Raw genomic sequence first — 17079 nt, forward strand, 5'->3', positions numbered from 1 at the left:
TCAGCACCCCGAAGTAGCTGACCCCAGGCAGGTGTCCTTGCGCGGAATACCGTTCAGGGCCTGCTCGAAGTCGAACTTGATACCCGCAACCATGTCACCGTTGGCGTTCTTGTACTTCGGAATGTTGAGGAAGGCACCCGCTACCGCGGTGACCAGTGCGTTGGTGTCAAGGTCGCGCCATTGGGTGTCCTTGAGTTGCACGGATATGAAGACTCCTCGCGCGGCTTGATCCATTCCGGCTGCCGCCGTGTTTCCAATATCCAACGACTTGAACTGGCTGAGGTTGAAGCATGTGGTGATGCCGATAATCTGGCAGCCGCTTGAAGGGAAAGCCGTCAGTAACCCTCCAAGCAAATTGCAATTGGAAATGCACTGCACGACCGCCCCATCCTTCAGCCCTGCCTGTGTGGCACGGACCGAATCAGGCGTGCCATTGCTGACCAATTCCGCTTCAGACTTGATGATCGAGTTGTCATTGACCGTGGCACCAAGCAGCAGCTTCTGGAAAAAGTTGGCGCTGTCCAGCAGCGGCTTTGCCTTGCCTTCAAGGTCAACAGCCACCTTTCCGGTCAGATGGGAGATATCACCGGAAAGTACACCTTTCGCCTCGGCGAAACCGATACGTACACCGACGACCTTGTTCCCCTCGTACGCCAACTCGAAGTACGGATCGACGATCTGGAAAGGATTGATGGTGTCGTTGGGCCCTACGGTGCCCAGCGCGAAGTTGTTGATCAGGATGTCCGAGCTCTTGGACTCCCCAGGACGGCTGTAGCCGCCCAATTCGAGCTTCTTGATATTGAGCTGGGTGTCGACCTTCACTCCGAAATTGACACGGGTGTAGTTCACCGCCCCTGCCGCATCGGTTGTCAGGTTGATGAACGCCTGCCCAGTGACGTTGGAAAGCTCCGCATCATCCAGAGGCTCCATGCGTGCATGGACCGAGGTGGCCAGGAGGCTGGCGGCGAGCACGAGGAAAAGGCTTTTGGCGGGACTGCGGGTCAGGCGCATGGCGAGTTCCCTCTTTCTTATAGTTATGGCCGAGCACTGGCGGCTCGATTCCGTGATGCCACTATAGGGAAGCACCTGCCATTGCGGCCCGACCCATAGGCGGGAAAAAGGTGGGATTTCGGCGGTTGGTCCTGGGGTTGCCGCTGCGGTTGTTACCCAAATCCACACCCTCGCCTGCCAACCCCAGCTTCGGAATGGTCGAGCGAGGCGATCACCACGACACCGTTTCCGCCAGCCTTTGGATAGCTGGGCGCGGACAGGGGTAACTGCTCAACTGCCGGCTCCCGACAACAAGGAGTCGTTGCAATGCTGAAAAATCATGCTCTTTCTGCCGCTCTCATCTCGCTCGCCCTCCCGCTCATGGCGGTCGGCGCCGATGCTCCGAGCGAATTGGAGCGCCACATCAGCTACATGAAGGGGGTAACGGGCCCTGTTGTGCCCGCAAGACAACAGGCCAAGCTTTTTGGACGGCAGGCCTCGACGACGCCACTCAGCGGCACACTGACAGCTGGGAAGCTCATTACATACGACGCGGTCAACTACACCGCCTATAACGAGGAGCCAACGGATACGACCACCTTCAACATGGTGATGGCTGGTTACTCCTCCTCTGGCCCTGCCCTTGGCTCATTGAGCGCCAACCTAACCGGAGTAACATCGGTGGCGTTTGCCCGGGTAGTCAAGTTGTTCAACACCGCGCCGTTTCCAGAAGCGGACCTGATGTGCAATTTGTTTCTGACATCCGCCAACCTGGTGCAGGGTTTGAATATCGACGGCACCTACCTCCCTCTCACCCAGATAGGGTCGTCGGTTAAAAGCGGAACGACCTACTACGACTACGCTGCGGTTGCGCTGGATAAGGTCTCGCCCGACTACCCTCAATACTTCCTCGACGAGCACGCTTTCTGCAGCACCTTCGAATCGTTCAACAGCACCTACCCCAATGGCTCCACCATGCCGCTGACCCTGGTCCCCTGAATCACCGGAACCGCCTCCGCAGCTGCGCATGGGGTCACTCCACGCGCAGCTGCTTCGGAATTTCCTTCACCCGTCCGACAAGTGACCATCCTCGTCAGATTGCGACCGCTCTAGAATGTCGAGTGTGAGCTGGAGCACGCTTCCGGCCCCATTCCAAGCCCTTGAATTGACTGGCATGTTTTCTGCCTTGCTACACGGCAGATGCCGTATTGACCGAGTCCATGAACGCCAACTCCAAAGCCGATTCCGATTCACACTGGGACGAATTGCAGAACCAGAGCGACCTCGCCTGGGACCTGGATGCCATCACCGACCGCCAGCAGGCGATCGACTTCCTGCTGCGCTTCGAAAACCGCCTGTGCGTCTACTCCGGCTATGTCGAGAAGCTCTACAGCAACTACAGCTTCGTGGTGCCGGAGGAGGAGCATGGCAGCATCACCATCCTTCCCGACGAGCAGGCCTGGCACGACACCTTCAACGAAATCCCGCCCGAGGCGGTAGAGCCCACCGGCATCCACATCCTGCCCGGCGAGACCATGGGCTATTCGGGGCTGTACCTGAAGATCCCCGGCGAGCACCGCCTGGCCGCCTCCCGCGAGCTGCCGTTCCAGGAAGGCCTGAAGCTGCTGATTCAGCGCTACCAGGCGAAGAACGACCACTTCCTGCCGGTGCTGGTGAAGGGTGACCTGCGCGAGTACGAGGCGCGCATGCCCTCGCTGCACCTGCACCGCATCAATACCGAGCGCCTGGGCCATACCTCGCAGCTCAACGTCAATGCCATCAAGGCCGCCATCGCCGATCACCTGATCGGGCTGTTCCGCCAGAGCTGACCCCTCCCCAGGCCCGGGTGCCCAGCGGACTCCCGCATTCGTGGGCATCACCTGGCCGGGCAACCGTTTCACCCGGCACGCCGCCATGCGAACCAGCCGTCCTTTGATCAGCTCGGGCTGAGTCGAGCCGGCGGTCATGCAGTACAATCGCGTCTTTTTCCTCAGGCAGGGACCGTCTCCCACGATGATCGAACCCAAACGCGTTTTGCGCGCCCTCGCCGAGCACTGGGCGCTGCTGGAGCCGCTGTGCGAGCGCTTCGACGCCGGCACGCTGAGCCTGGCCGAATTGCGCCTGCAGCTCGGGGCCCAGTTGCCGGAGGGCACGCCCATGGACATCACCGCGTTGCTCGACCAATGGATCCGCCTGGACGTCCTGGTGCCGGTGGCCAAGAGCCCCAACCGCTTCGAGCTGAACGCCCAGATCCACGATTTCCTCGCCTACCTGCGCCGTGAACACCGCCTCGGCCTGTGCCTGGAGATCGAGGCCTACCTGCGTCACCTGGAGCGCCTGGCCGGCTACATCCAGGAAGCCTTCGAGATCCGCGACGGCAACGACCTGGCGCGCCAGCTGCGCCTGCTCGACATGCGCGTGCGCGATGTCTTGAAGAAGCTCGACAACGACGAGCAGGCCCTGGTGGCCGTGGCCGAACGGGCCAAGACCAGCGACCGGCAGATCCCGCTGCGCCAGCGTTATGCCGAGGTCCTGGCGACCTGGGATGAATACGTCGAGCCGATGATCCAGCTGGTTTCCGCCGATGGCGCCTTCGAACAGGGCGTGCGCCGGGTCGAGCAGGTGCTGCTCAAGCTGCTCGGCGAACAGCAGCGCCTGGGCCAGTTGGTCGACGACGACCTGCTGCTGCGTACCCATGCGCGCATCCTGGAGATGCAGACCACCGCCCAGCTGACGCTGCGCAAGGCCCGCGAACTGCTGCTGCCGTTGCGCGAGGAAGCGCGCCGGCACAACGCCGTGACCCGGGGCGCCGCCCTGGCGCTCTCGGTGATCCGCAAGAAGGGCCTGGACGCCGTGCCCCAGTCCGCACTGCCGCTGTTCACCCGGCCACAGAGCACCTTCCTCGGCAGCGCCTCGCAGGTGGAAGCCTACGTCTACGCCCTGGCGCGTTTCGAGCCCAAGCCCGCGCACTTCCCCAAGGCCTCCGCTGGCCGTCGTGGCGAAGCACCGCGTGCACCGCGTACCGCCCGGGAAATGATCGACCGTTGCGAACAGGCCCTGCCTCTGCCGGACCTCATGGCCTGGCTGCTGGAGCAGGAGCCGGAAGGCGCCACCGACGAGCTGCTGTACTGGTTCTCCCGCCTCTCCCGCGAAAGCCGCTTCCAACGCAACCGCCTGGAACGCCGCGACTACCTCACCGCGGAGCATCAGGTCAGCCTGAGCTCCTTCGCCCTCATCAAGAGCGAAAAACATGCATCTTAATCTCACCGAAATGACCCAGCTCTCGGCCATCTTCCGCGAGCTGTTCAAGGGCTATCACCTCTCGCGCAGCGAGCCGGAATGCTACGCCCAGCTGTCCACCATGCAGGACCAGTACCGCGCCCTGTTCAAGGCGCTGGGCTTCGAGCTGGTGTGCGACCCGCGCGGCTTCTACTACTTCGTGCCCGAGCAGATGGGCGCCCAGGTGAACAAGACCGCCCAGCGCCTGGCGCTGTTCACCTTCATTCTCGTGGAGCACCTGGCCGACCAGGGCCGCGACCCACTTTCCGTGCTCGATGGCGGCACTATCGGCCGCGACGAGCTGCCCGCGCTGCTGGAGAAGTACCGCGACCTGTTCCTGCAGGCCGAGGTGACCACCCATGAAGAGCTGGAGGAGAAGGTCATCCGCCGCCTGACCCAGCTCGGCTTCGCCGAGGACAGCAACGGCGTGTACCGCTTCCTGCCGCCCATGCACCGCTTCCTCGACGTGTGCCTGGCCGTGCAGCACGACCGCGACCTGGCCGCCAACCTGCACAGCAGCGACCTGGCCCTGCCGGCGCCGGTGCTGATGGACGACGACGGCGAGGAGCCGATCGTCTCGCTGGAGGTCGAGGAGCCGGCCGCCGCTGAATCCGAAGAAGACGCCCTGGCACGTGCCATGGCCGAAGAGCGCGCCGCGCAGGAGATGGACGCATGAGCCAGGAACGCTACGGCATCCGCCGCTTCGCCCTGCTGAACACCGCCGGCTACAGCCTCGGCCTGTTCCCGCTGGAAACCCCGCTATCGGTCTACGGCGCCAACAACCTGGGTAAATCCGCGTCGATCAACGCGCTGCAGTTCCCCATCCTGGCGCGCATGTCGGACATGAGCTTCGGCAAGTACAGCCTGGAGCAGTCGCGCAAGTTCTACTTCGCCACCGACACCAGCTACATCCTGGTCGAAGTCTCCCTGCCCCACGGCCCTCATGTGATCGGCGTCGCCGGCCGCGGCCCGGGCGGCGGCTTCGGCCACCAGTTCTTCGCCTACCAGGGCAGCCTGGACCTGGATCACTACCAGAAGAACGGCACCTGCCTGCGTCAGCGCGAGCTGTTCAACAACCTCGAGCGCGAAGGCATCAAGGCCTACGAGCTCAAGCCTGACGAGCTGCGCCGGCTGCTGGTGGGCGGGCACACGTCCATCCCGCTGGACCTGACGCTGATCCCGCTGCGCTCGACCAGCGAACAGAGCCTGAAGACCTTCCGCTCGCTGTTCATCAACCTGCTGCACATGCGCGAGATCACCGCGGCCAAGCTCAAGCAGCTGTTCCTCGATGCCTTCGAGCACAGCCTGCGCTCCGGCAGCGTCGACTACATCGCCGCCACCGAGGAAGCCTTCCGCGACGTGCGCCGCATGGAGCAGGACTACCAGGCGCTGGTGGCCGCCGGCCCGCTGGTGGAGGCGCTGTCCAATGGCGTGGCCCAGCGCGAGATCCTGCGCGGCAAGCTGCATCGCCTCTCGCCCCTGCTGGATAACCTGCTGGGCACCTGGCACGACTACTCCGGTGCGCGCCGCGAGGAACTGGTGATCCAGGCCGAGCACTACCGCAACGAACAGGACGGCCTGCAGCACGAACAGCGCGGCGGCACCCAGGAGCTGATGCGCCTGGAGCGTGAGATCAGCGAGATCCAGCGCTGGCTCGGCGAGCTGGCGGTGCTGAAGAACCGCTTCGCCCTGGTGGACGACGTCAAGGTGCTGGAGCAGCAGCTGCTGGCCGCCAAGGACGCCCATGACGAGCTCGCGGGTGCCCTGGCGCAATCCCGCCAGTTCTCCTCGGAAGACCTGGACGAGCGCCTGCGTGACCTGGAGAAACGCCTGAAGTCGGTCAAGCAGCAGCTCGACCACGCCGACAACAACAGCTACTCGCGCCTGCGCGAGGAGTTCTCCCAGGCCGATGTTGACCGCCTGATGCGCCTGTTCAACGGCCAGTTGTTCAGCCTGCCGCTGGGTGAGAAAGGCATCCAGCTGGATGAGGAAGACGCCTGGGTGAAATCCCTGGAAGCCATCCTCGATCGCTTCAAGGGCGAGCACTTCCAGGTGCCCGGCCTGGATATCGACCTGTCCCACATCGAGCCGCCGGCCTTGCAGGCCCTGGCCGACCGCGCCGCCCTGCGCGACCAGAAGGATCGCCTGGAGCGCGAGCTCAAGCAGCTCAAGACCCAGCAATCGGTCGCCGCCGACCGTGCCGCGAGCAAGGCCCAGGCCGAGCAGCTGTACCAGGCCGTGCTGGATGCGCAGAAGGCCCTGGAGGACTTCCGCAAGACCCAGACGCTGTCCGCCGAGGAAGCCGGCAAGCTGGAGTTGCTGGCCCAGCGCGAAGCGGCGCAGGACGACCTGAAACGCTCCAGCGACGCCTTCACCGAACGCGTCCAGCAGCTCTCCGCCAAGCTGCAACTGGTGGGCCGCCAGCTCGCCGACCTGGAAGCCAAGGAGCGCACCCTGGAAGACGCGCTGCGTCGCCGCCAGCTGTTGCCGGCCGACCTGCCCTTCGGCACACCCTTCACCGACCCGGTGGACGACAGCATCGACAACCTGCTGCCGCTGCTCAACGACTACCAGGACACCTGGCAGGCGCTGCAGCGCATCGATGGGCAGATCGAGGCGCTGTACGCCCAGGTGCGCCTGAAGGGCGTGGCCAAGTTCGACAGCGAGGACGACACCGAGCGTCGCCTGCAGCTGCTGATCAACGCCTACGCACACCGCCAGGACGAGGCCCTGACCCTGGCCAAGGCACGCCGCGCGGCGGTTACCGACATCGCCCGTACCCTGCGCAACATCCGCAGCGACTACGACAACCTGGAACACCAGCTGGCGCTGTTCAACCGCGAGATCAACAAGCGCCAGGTGTCGAACCTGCAGAGCTTCCGCATCGTGCTGGCGCCGAACAAGGACGCGCTGCGCCACATCGACCAGATCATCCACAGCGCCGGCCAGTACGAGGAAGGCGAGACCCTGTCGGTGTTCGACCTGTCGCAATCCTCCGAGCAGGATGCGAAGAACGAGGAGGCCAAGGAGTACCTGGCACGCCTGGTCGCCGCCAACGGCAACCAACTGGGCCTGAAGGACCTGTTCGAGCTGGCCTTCGAGATCACCAAGGTGCATGGCCAGCCGATCATCCACACGGACATCGATGGCGCCGCGTCCAACGGCACCACCATGACCATCAAGGCGCTGACCAACATGTACCTGCTGCTGCACCTGATGGACCGCGAGCAGGCCGGGCGCATCCGCCTGCCCTACTACCTGGACGAGGCGGCGGACATCGACGAGCGCAACCAGCAGGCGCTGATCGAGACCAGCGCCCAGTTGGGCTTCACGCCCATCCTGGCGTCGGTGAAGCCGCAGGTTTCGGCCGACGTGGCCATCGACCTGGAAGGTGGCAGCGGCCCCAACGGCATCTACATCGACGAGGCGGACTGGAAGTTCATCAAGCGTCGCGAGCAACCCAGCCGGCAGGCACCTGCCGCGAGCGAGGAAGCCGAGCCGGCGTGAGTCGAAGCCGCTGAAAAGAAGAAGGGCCGCAGATGCGGCCCTTTTTTCATGCGGGGTGGATCATTTCTCGAGGGTGATCTTCGGCGCCCACTTCAGCCATTCCTCGTTGAGTTCGTCATGCAGGGCGAAGGTCTGCCCGGGAATGGCCGGTGCGCCCATCTGGTCGTTGTCCGGGGTGGCGAAGGCGATGCCACCCTCGATCAGCGCTTCCAGTGATTCGGTACGTACCTTCACGCCCTTGAACAGGCCGGCGTCGATGCCCACGCCGCTGGCGTTCCAGAAGCGCGTGCCGCTGCGCACCAGGGAGGCGTAGCGCGGTTCGATGAGGACGTGGATGAGGACGCGGTCGGCGGTCTTGCCCAGCTCGAAACGCACCACCTTGCCTACCGGCACTTCGCGGTAGCTGACCACCACGCCGGGCTTGATGGAGCCGCGGCGAGCGGTGCTGAGGACGATACGCAGGCCTTCCTCGCGGGCGATGACCGACGGCGGCTCGGTGAGCGCGGTGAAGGTGGTCTGCAGCGGCCCCTTGGCGGAGGCGGGCTGCACTTCCAGGTACTGGCCGCTGACCAGGGTGTCGAGGTTGGCGGTGCGCACCAGGCCGAGCTCGGGCTTGACCACCCAGAACTGGCTGCCGGCGCGGGCGATGCGGTCGGTGGCTTCGGTGATGCGCGCGCTGACCACGACGCCGGCCAGGTCATCGGCCAGGGCGATGCGTTCGACGCTGCCGACATCCAGCCCCTTGAAGCGCACCGGCGTGCCTTCGCGCAGGCCATCGGCCTGGGGCATGCGGATTTCGATCACGGTGCCCTTGCCGAGGGCGAGGTTCTCGTTGTCGTAGAGGGTGAAGCGGCGCGGCTTGGTCACCGGCGTGGCCTTGGAGTCGGGCGTGCTGAAGGAGATGCCGCCGGCCAGCAGGGTCTGCAGCGACTCGCTCTTCACCTCGACGCCCGAGAGGCCGCCCTTGATGCTGACGCCGCTGACGTTCCAGAAGCGGGTCGATTCGTTGACCAGCTTGGCGAACTCCGGCTCGATGTGGACGCCGACGACGACGCGCTGCTGGTCACGGGAGAGCTGATAGCTCTGCACGCTGCCCACGCGCATCTGCTTGTAGAGGATGGGGCTGCCGACATCGAGGGAGCCGAGCTTGTCGCTGGTGAGCACCAGGTGCAGGCCGGGGGCGTCGGTGTTCAGCGGCGGCGCCTTGGGCCGGGCGGTGAACTCGCGGGTGGGGGTGCCGCTCTTGGCGAAGCGCACGGCGATGTAGTTGCCCTTGACCAGGGCTTCGATGCCGCTGATGCCGGCGAGGGAGATGGAGGGTTTGACCGTCCAGAACTCGGTGCCTTCGACGAGGAACTCCTCGGTGCGCGGTTCCATGGTCAGCTCGGCGGTGGCGCCGGCGAAGTTCTTGTCCATGTCGAGCTTCTTGAGGGTGCCGACCTGGACGCCGTTGTACATCACCGGGGTGTTGCCCGGGTTGAGGCCGCTGACGTCTTCCATCCGCAGCATGACCTTGAGGCCGGCCTCGGCCGCCTCGAAGCCGTCGTAGAGGCGGAAGGGAATGGTGGAGTCGGTGGGCGGGCTGTCCTGGCGGTTCTCGGGCGTGGCGAAGGCGATGCCGCCGGCGGCCATGCTGAGCAGCGACTCGGTGCGGATCTTCACCCCGGACAGGCCGGCGGTGACGTTGAGGCCGCTGGCGTTCCAGAAGCGCGTGTGCTTGCGCACGAGCTGGGCGTAGGGCTGCTCGATGTGCACCTTGATCTCGACGGTGCGCTGGTCTTCGGCCAGTTGGTAGCTCTTCACCTGGCCGACCTGGATCTGCCGGTAGTAGACGGGGCTGCCCTGCTCCAGGGAGCCGAGGCGCTCGGCCTTGAGGGTGAGGTGGAGGCCGGGCAGGTTGTCGGAGAGCGGCGGCGGCTCGGACAGCGCGTGGTACTTGCGCTCGGGCTCGCCCTTCACCGGGTCGATGGCGATGTAGATGCCGGAGACCAGGGTCTCCAGGCCGGTGACGCCTGCGAGGGATACACGCGGACGCACGAGCCAGAAGCGGGTTTCCTTGCTCAGGTAGGGCTCGGCCTCCTTGAGCACTTCGACCGTGGCGACGACGCCATTGATGTCATCGCTGACGTGCAGGTCGGTGACCTTGCCGACCTGGATGCCCTTGTACATGAGCTGGGTCTTGCCGACCTGGATGCCTTCGCCGTTTTCGAAGTAGATCTTGATGTCGATACCGGCGTCGTTCATCGACTTCCAGCCCAGCCACAGGCCGATGCCCAGGGCGATCAGGGGCAGGACCCAGATGGCGGACCAGTTGGTGGTTTTCTTCGTCTTGGGCTTTGGCAGGTCAGCCATTCTCGTCGTCCATATCGGTGTTGTCCCAGATCAGTCGGGGATCGAAGGTTACTGCGGCGGTCATGGTCAGGACCACGACACTGGCGAAGGCGGCCGCTCCGGGGTTGGCCTCGATGCTGGCGAGGTTGCCGAAATTCACCAGCGCCACGAGGATGGCGATGACGAAGATATCGAGCATGGACCAGCGGCCGATCCATTCGATGAAGCGGTACATGAGGATGCGCTGGCGCGCCGACATCGGCTGGTGCCGCTGTACGGAATACAACAGCAACGCGATGCCGACGAGCTTGAAGGTGGGCACGAGGATGCTGGCGGTGAAGACCACGAGGGCGATGGGCAGCATGTCGGCGTGGATCAGCTCGATCACGCCTTCCATGATGGTGGAGGGCGAGCCGTTGCCGAAGAAGTTGACCGTCATGATTGGCAGTACGTTGGCCGGGATGTAGAGGATGGTGGCGGTGAGCAGCAGTGCCCAGGTGCGGATCAGGCTGTTCGGCCGGCGCTCGTGGAGGCGCGAGCCGCAGCGGGTGCAGCAGGGCGCGTCGTCGTCCTGATCGGGGCGGTTCAGCTGGTGGCAATCGCTGCAGACGAGGATGCCGGCATCAAGCGCTCTCACTGGCATGACCTCCGGCGTCGAGGGAGTCCCAGACCTGGTGCGGAGACATGGTCACTTCCAGCCAGACCTGGGACAGCAGCAGGCCGATGAAGCAGGCGAGGCCGATGCCCAGGTGCAGGTCGGCCATGTCGATCAGCTTGACGATGCTGACGAGGATGCCCATGAGGTAGACCTCGAGCATCCCCCACTCGCGCATGTGGTGGTACAGGCGATAAAGGTACAGGCCGAGCCCCTGCATCACCTGCCAGCGGATGCACAACAACACCACGAGCTGGCAGAGCAGCTTGAGCAGCGGGATGACCATGCTGCAGAGGAAGACCAGGACGGCCACGCCATCCATGCCGCTGTGATAGAGGCCGAGCACGCCGCTCCAGATGGTGTCCTGGGTGGTCTGGCCGAGCAGGTTGAGCTTCATGATCGGCAGGAAGTTCGCCGGGACGTAGAGCATCAGGGCCGTCAGAACGAGGGCAAGGGCACGGCGCTCCATATGGGCGCGGTGGACGATGATCTCGTAGCCACAGCGGGGGCAGCAGGCCTTGTGTTCCTCTTCGACGGGCTGGCGATGCATCAGCAGGTCGCACTCTGGGCAGGCAACCAACTCATCAAGGGGACGTTCGGACAACGGGCGGGGATCGGCCGAGTCAGGCATACAGGGGGCTCATGTGAATTCGCGCCTATTCTAGACGAGCGCAGCCGCAAAGGGTCTGTCTGACTGTGACCCGATTTGCCATTAACAGGTTCGAAACGGGCTGGGGATACCAGCCTGAATACATCGGTAGCCTGGACTTCAGTCCGTGGACTCTTTCAGGGCTCAGAGCGGGTCAATGAAGCGATCGCGGCAGGCACCGGTATGGCGGTCCTTCGGTCAAACCGCTGCCCGGCACATCGTCGTGGCTCTACACGCGATGCCATGGCGCACCGGATGGATCGCAATGCCCGCGCTCCGAGCGGTGCCCGGCGTTACAGGTGCCCCACATCACTCGGCCGATTTTCCTAGGCGCAAAGTCAAACCCCCGACCTTCTTACGAAGATCGGGGGTTTGGTATAGGTGCTTGACGATGACCTACTCTCACATGGAGAAACTCCACACTACCATCGGCGATGCATCGTTTCACTACTGAGTTCGGGATGGGATCAGGTGGTTCCAACGCTCTATGGTCGTCAAGCAATTCGGTTGGGGTATCGTCTGGGACGCGACCCCGAATGGGTATGTGATAAGGCTTTGCAAGTTCTGGCCAATTTTCGGCTAAGTCGACTTCACCTTATAACAACAATCGTCAGATTGTTTGGGTGTTATATGGTCAAGCCTCACGGGCAATTAGTATTGGTTAGCTCAACGCCTCACAGCGCTTACACACCCAACCTATCAACGTCGTAGTCTTCGACGGCCCTTTAGGGGATTCAAGATCCCAGTGAGATCTCATCTTGAGGCGAGTTTCCCGCTTAGATGCTTTCAGCGGTTATCTCTTCCGAACGTAGCTACCCGGCAATGCCACTGGCGTGACAACCGGAACACCAGAGGTTCGTCCACTCCGGTCCTCTCGTACTAGGAGCAGCCCCTCTCAAATCTCAAACGTCCACGGCAGATAGGGACCGAACTGTCTCACGACGTTCTAAACCCAGCTCGCGTACCACTTTAAATGGCGAACAGCCATACCCTTGGGACCGGCTTCAGCCCCAGGATGTGATGAGCCGACATCGAGGTGCCAAACACCGCCGTCGATATGAACTCTTGGGCGGTATCAGCCTGTTATCCCCGGAGTACCTTTTATCCGTTGAGCGATGGCCCTTCCATACAGAACCACCGGATCACTAAGACCTACTTTCGTACCTGCTCGACGTGTCTGTCTCGCAGTCAAGCGCGCTTTTGCCTTTATACTCTACGACCGATTTCCGACCGGTCTGAGCGCACCTTCGTACTCCTCCGTTACTCTTTAGGAGGAGACCGCCCCAGTCAAACTGCCCACCATACACTGTCCTCGATCCGGATGACGGACCAGAGTTAGAACCTCAAGCATGCCAGGGTGGTATTTCAAGGATGGCTCCACGCAGACTGGCGTCCACGCTTCAAAGCCTCCCACCTATCCTACACAAGCAGGCTCAAAGTCCAGTGCAAAGCTACAGTAAAGGTTCACGGGGTCTTTCCGTCTAGCCGCGGATACACTGCATCTTCACAGCGATTTCAATTTCACTGAGTCTCGGGTGGAGACAGCGCCGCCATCGTTACGCCATTCGTGCAGGTCGGAACTTACCCGACAAGGAATTTCGCTACCTTAGGACCGTTATAGTTACGGCCGCCGTTTACCGGGGCTTCGATCAAGAGCTTCGCTTGCGCTAACCCCATCAATTAACCTTCCGGCACCGGGCAGGCGTCACACCCTATACGTCCACTTTCGTGTTTGCAGAGTGCTGTGTTTTTAATAAACAGTCGCAGCGGCCTGGTATCTTCGACCGGCATGGGCTTACGGAGCAAGTCCTTCACCCTCACCGGCGCACCTTCTCCCGAAGTTACGGTGCCATTTTGCCTAGTTCCTTCACCCGAGTTCTCTCAAGCGCCTTGGTATTCTCTACCCAACCACCTGTGTCGGTTTGGGGTACGGTTCCTAGTTACCTGAAGCTTAGAAGCTTTTCCTGGAAGCATGGCATCAACCACTTCATCGTCTAAAAGACGACTCGTCATCAGCTCTCAGCATTAAGCGCCCGGATTTACCTAAGCACTCTGCCTACCACCTTAAACTTGGACAACCAACGCCAAGCTGGCCTAGCCTTCTCCGTCCCTCCATCGCAGTAACTAGAAGTACAGGAATATTAACCTGTTTCCCATCGACTACGCTCTTCAGCCTCGCCTTAGGGACCGACTAACCCTGCGTCGATTAACGTTGCGCAGGAACCCTTGGTCTTTCGGCGTGCGAGTTTTTCACTCGCATTGTCGTTACTCATGTCAGCATTCGCACTTCTGATACCTCCAGCAAGCTTCTCAACTCACCTTCACAGGCTTACAGAACGCTCCTCTACCGCATCACTTACGTGATACCCGTAGCTTCGGTGTATGGTTTGAGCCCCGTTACATCTTCCGCGCAGGCCGACTCGACTAGTGAGCTATTACGCTTTCTTTAAAGGGTGGCTGCTTCTAAGCCAACCTCCTAGTTGTCTAAGCCTTCCCACATCGTTTCCCACTTAACCATAACTTTGGGACCTTAGCTGACGGTCTGGGTTGTTTCCCTTTTCACGACGGACGTTAGCACCCGCCGTGTGTCTCCCATGCTCGGCACTTGTAGGTATTCGGAGTTTGCATCGGTTTGGTAAGTCGGGATGACCCCCTAGCCGAAACAGTGCTCTACCCCCTACAGTGATACATGAGGCGCTACCTAAATAGCTTTCGAGGAGAACCAGCTATCTCCGAGCTTGATTAGCCTTTCACTCCGATCCACAGGTCATCCGCTAACTTTTCAACGGTAGTCGGTTCGGTCCTCCAGTCAGTGTTACCTAACCTTCAACCTGCCCATGGATAGATCGCCCGGTTTCGGGTCTATTCCCAGCGACTAGACGCCCTATTAAGACTCGCTTTCGCTACGCCTCCCCTATTCGGTTAAGCTCGCCACTGAAAATAAGTCGCTGACCCATTATACAAAAGGTACGCAGTCACCCAACAAAGTGGGCTCCCACTGCTTGTACGCATACGGTTTCAGGTTCTATTTCACTCCCCTCTCCGGGGTTCTTTTCGCCTTTCCCTCACGGTACTGGTTCACTATCGGTCAGTCAGTAGTATTTAGCCTTGGAGGATGGTCCCCCCATATTCAGACAAAGTTTCTCGTGCTCCGTCCTACTCGATTTCACTTCTAAGATCCTTTCGCGTACAGGGCTATCACCCACTATGGCCGCACTTTCCAGAGCGTTCCGCTAAAATCAAAGAAGCTTAAGGGCTAGTCCCCGTTCGCTCGCCACTACTAAGGGAATCTCGGTTGATTTCTGTTCCTCAGGGTACTTAGATGTTTCAGTTCCCCTGGTTCGCCTCTTGCACCTATGGATTCAGTACAAGATACCTAGGTTATCCTAGGTGGGTTCCCCCATTCAGAGATCTCCGGATCAAAGTCTGTTTGCCGACTCCCCGAAGCTTATCGCAGGCTACCACGTCTTTCATCGCCTCTGACTGCCAAGGCATCCACCGTATGCGCTTCTTCACTTGACCATATAACCCCAAGCAATCTGGTTATTGTCTCTAACGTGAAGACGACATTCGCCGAAAATTCGCGCTTGAACTCGCAAATTTTACCTTGACTTGATTAATCACCAGTGAAAGAGATTAATCAGTCTACTTCTATCACATACCCAAATTTTTAAAGAACGGTTCTGGCGCAAAGACCAGAAATCAATGCCATTCTCAAGGCACTCATTTCTGAGCTTTCAGCGATTTAAGAGTGGATGGTGGAGCCAAGGAGGATCGAACTCCTGACCTCCTGCGTGCAAAGCAGGCGCTCTCCCAGCTGAGCTATGGCCCCTCGAAGACCTGCCACGCCCATGACAATTGGTGGGTCTGGGCAGATTCGAACTGCCGACCTCACCCTTATCAGGGGTGCGCTCTAACCAACTGAGCTACAGACCCAATCGTCTTACTCTCGGGTCTAACAACCCAATCGCTTTTCGCAAGTGAATCAAGCAATTCGTGTGGGAGCTTATGAAGAAGCTGATGTCTTCGATTAAGGAGGTGATCCAGCCGCAGGTTCCCCTACGGCTACCTTGTTACGACTTCACCCCAGTCATGAATCACTCCGTGGTAACCGTCCCCCTTGCGGTTAGACTAGCTACTTCTGGAGCAACCCACTCCCATGGTGTGACGGGCGGTGTGTACAAGGCCCGGGAACGTATTCACCGTGACATTCTGATTCACGATTACTAGCGATTCCGACTTCACGCAGTCGAGTTGCAGACTGCGATCCGGACTACGATCGGTTTTATGGGATTAGCTCCACCTCGCGGTTTGGCAACCCTTTGTACCGACCATTGTAGCACGTGTGTAGCCCTGGCCGTAAGGGCCATGATGACTTGACGTCATCCCCACCTTCCTCCGGTTTGTCACCGGCAGTCTCCTTAGAGTGCCCACCATAACGTGCTGGTAACTAAGGACAAGGGTTGCGCTCGTTACGGGACTTAACCCAACATCTCACGACACGAGCTGACGACAGCCATGCAGCACCTGTGTCTGAGTTCCCGAAGGCACCAATCCATCTCTGGAAAGTTCTCAGCATGTCAAGGCCAGGTAAGGTTCTTCGCGTTGCTTCGAATTAAACCACATGCTCCACCGCTTGTGCGGGCCCCCGTCAATTCATTTGAGTTTTAACCTTGCGGCCGTACTCCCCAGGCGGTCGACTTATCGCGTTAGCTTCGCCACTAAGATCTCAAGGATCCCAACGGCTAGTCGACATCGTTTACGGCGTGGACTACCAGGGTATCTAATCCTGTTTGCTCCCCACGCTTTCGCACCTCAGTGTCAGTATCAGTCCAGGTGGTCGCCTTCGCCACTGGTGTTCCTTCCTATATCTACGCATTTCACCGCTACACAGGAAATTCCACCACCCTCTACCGTACTCTAGCTCAGTAGTTTTGGATGCAGTTCCCAGGTTGAGCCCGGGGCTTTCACATCCAACTTGCTGAACCACCTACGCGCGCTTTACGCCCAGTAATTCCGATTAACGCTTGCACCCTTCGTATTACCGCGGCTGCTGGCACGAAGTTAGCCGGTGCTTATTCTGTCGGTAACGTCAAAACAGCAAGGTATTAACTTACTGCCCTTCCTCCCAACTTAAAGTGCTTTACAATCCGAAGACCTTCTTCACACACGCGGCATGGCTGGATCAGGCTTTCGCCCATTGTCCAATATTCCCCACTGCTGCCTCCCGTAGGAGTCTGGACCGTGTCTCAGTTCCAGTGTGACTGATCATCCTCTCAGACCAGTTACGGATCGTCGCCTTGGTGAGCCTTTACCTCACCAACTAGCTAATCCGACCTAGGCTCATCTGATAGCGCAAGGCCCGAAGGTCCCCTGCTTTCTCCCGTAGGACGTATGCGGTATTAGCGTTCCTTTCGAAACGTTGTCCCCCACTACCAGGCAGATTCCTAGGCATTACTCACCCGTCCGCCGCTGAATCATGGAGCAAGCTCCACTCATCCGCTCGACTTGCATGTGTTAGGCCTGCCGCCAGCGTTCAATCTGAGCCATGATCAAACTCTTCAGTTCAATACTGCTTGGGTTTTGAGAAAACCCTAAACTTGGCTCAGCAATCGCAAATAAACTCTCGAATTCACGAGTGTTACTTGTGTTGCTGATAATCAGTCGA

9 protein-coding genes, 2 tRNA genes and 3 rRNA genes are annotated in these 17079 nt (G+C 60.5%); 5 read left to right on the forward strand and 9 right to left on the reverse strand.

All coding sequences use genetic code 11. From position 1 onward, the window contains the following. Positions 1–1011, reverse strand: coding sequence for a DUF6160 family protein (locus PHLH3_RS25695; protein WP_213626294.1), 1011 nt, complete (start codon positions 1009–1011; stop codon positions 1–3). Positions 1012–1317: 306 nt separating this feature from the next. Between PHLH3_RS25695 and PHLH3_RS25700 the strand changes: the two genes are divergently transcribed. The 5 genes from PHLH3_RS25700 to mksF all read left to right on the forward strand — a co-directional run bounded on the left by PHLH3_RS25700 (position 1318) and on the right by mksF (position 7776). Further along, complete coding sequence (locus tag PHLH3_RS25700) at positions 1318–1989, forward strand: hypothetical protein (RefSeq protein WP_213626295.1); 672 nt, start codon at positions 1318–1320, stop codon at positions 1987–1989. 221 nt (positions 1990–2210) lie between these two features. After that, a complete protein-coding gene (locus tag PHLH3_RS25705) occupies positions 2211–2819 on the forward strand; it encodes a hypothetical protein (RefSeq protein ID WP_021220394.1) in 609 nt (202 codons plus the stop codon). Positions 2820–3003: 184 nt separating this feature from the next. Then, positions 3004–4251, forward strand: a complete 1248-nt coding sequence (gene mksB, locus PHLH3_RS25710) for an Mks condensin complex protein MksB (RefSeq protein WP_213626296.1) — start codon at positions 3004–3006, stop codon at positions 4249–4251. Next, entirely contained in the window at positions 4241–4945 is a 705-nt protein-coding gene (gene mksE, locus PHLH3_RS25715; protein WP_213626297.1) for an Mks condensin complex protein MksE, read from the forward strand. The genes mksB and mksE overlap by 11 nt, the downstream gene beginning before the upstream one ends. Beyond that, positions 4942–7776 (forward strand): Mks condensin complex protein MksF, encoded by a 2835-nt coding sequence (mksF, locus tag PHLH3_RS25720; protein ID WP_213626298.1) that lies wholly within the window; start codon positions 4942–4944, stop codon positions 7774–7776. The genes mksE and mksF overlap by 4 nt, the downstream gene beginning before the upstream one ends. Positions 7777–7836: 60 nt before the next feature. Here the strand turns inward: mksF and PHLH3_RS25725 are convergent, their stop codons facing one another. The 8 genes from PHLH3_RS25725 to PHLH3_RS25760 all read right to left on the reverse strand — a co-directional run bounded on the left by PHLH3_RS25725 (position 7837) and on the right by PHLH3_RS25760 (position 16979). Then, positions 7837–10128: an MlaD family protein gene (locus tag PHLH3_RS25725; protein WP_173172467.1), complete on the reverse strand. Its 2292-nt coding sequence runs from the start codon at positions 10126–10128 to the stop codon at positions 7837–7839. Then, on the reverse strand, positions 10121–10744 hold the full coding sequence (locus tag PHLH3_RS25730; RefSeq protein WP_173172465.1) for a paraquat-inducible protein A: 624 nt from the start codon (positions 10742–10744) through the stop codon (positions 10121–10123). The genes PHLH3_RS25725 and PHLH3_RS25730 overlap by 8 nt, the downstream gene beginning before the upstream one ends. Continuing rightward, positions 10731–11393 carry a paraquat-inducible protein A gene (locus PHLH3_RS25735; protein ID WP_213626299.1) on the reverse strand — a complete coding sequence of 221 codons (663 nt, stop codon included), beginning with the start codon at positions 11391–11393 and terminating at the stop codon, positions 10731–10733. Before PHLH3_RS25735 ends, PHLH3_RS25730 begins: the two co-directional genes overlap by 14 nt. A gap of 401 nt (positions 11394–11794) precedes the next feature. After that, positions 11795–11910 (reverse strand): 5S ribosomal RNA (gene rrf, locus PHLH3_RS25740). A 131-nt stretch (positions 11911–12041) separates the two neighbouring features. Beyond that, positions 12042–14933 (reverse strand): 23S ribosomal RNA (locus PHLH3_RS25745). A 234-nt stretch (positions 14934–15167) separates the two neighbouring features. Next, a tRNA-Ala gene (locus tag PHLH3_RS25750) sits at positions 15168–15243 on the reverse strand. 27 nt (positions 15244–15270) lie between these two features. Beyond that, positions 15271–15347: transfer RNA gene (locus PHLH3_RS25755), tRNA-Ile, on the reverse strand. Between the two features lie 95 nt (positions 15348–15442). Then, positions 15443–16979 (reverse strand): 16S ribosomal RNA (locus tag PHLH3_RS25760). Together the 16S, 23S and 5S rRNA genes with 2 tRNA genes alongside form the textbook arrangement of a ribosomal RNA operon. Between the last annotated feature and the right edge of the window lie 100 nt (positions 16980–17079).

Source organism: Pseudomonas sp. Pc102 (assembly GCF_018408275.1).
Lineage (GTDB): Bacteria > Pseudomonadota > Gammaproteobacteria > Pseudomonadales > Pseudomonadaceae > Metapseudomonas > Metapseudomonas tohonis.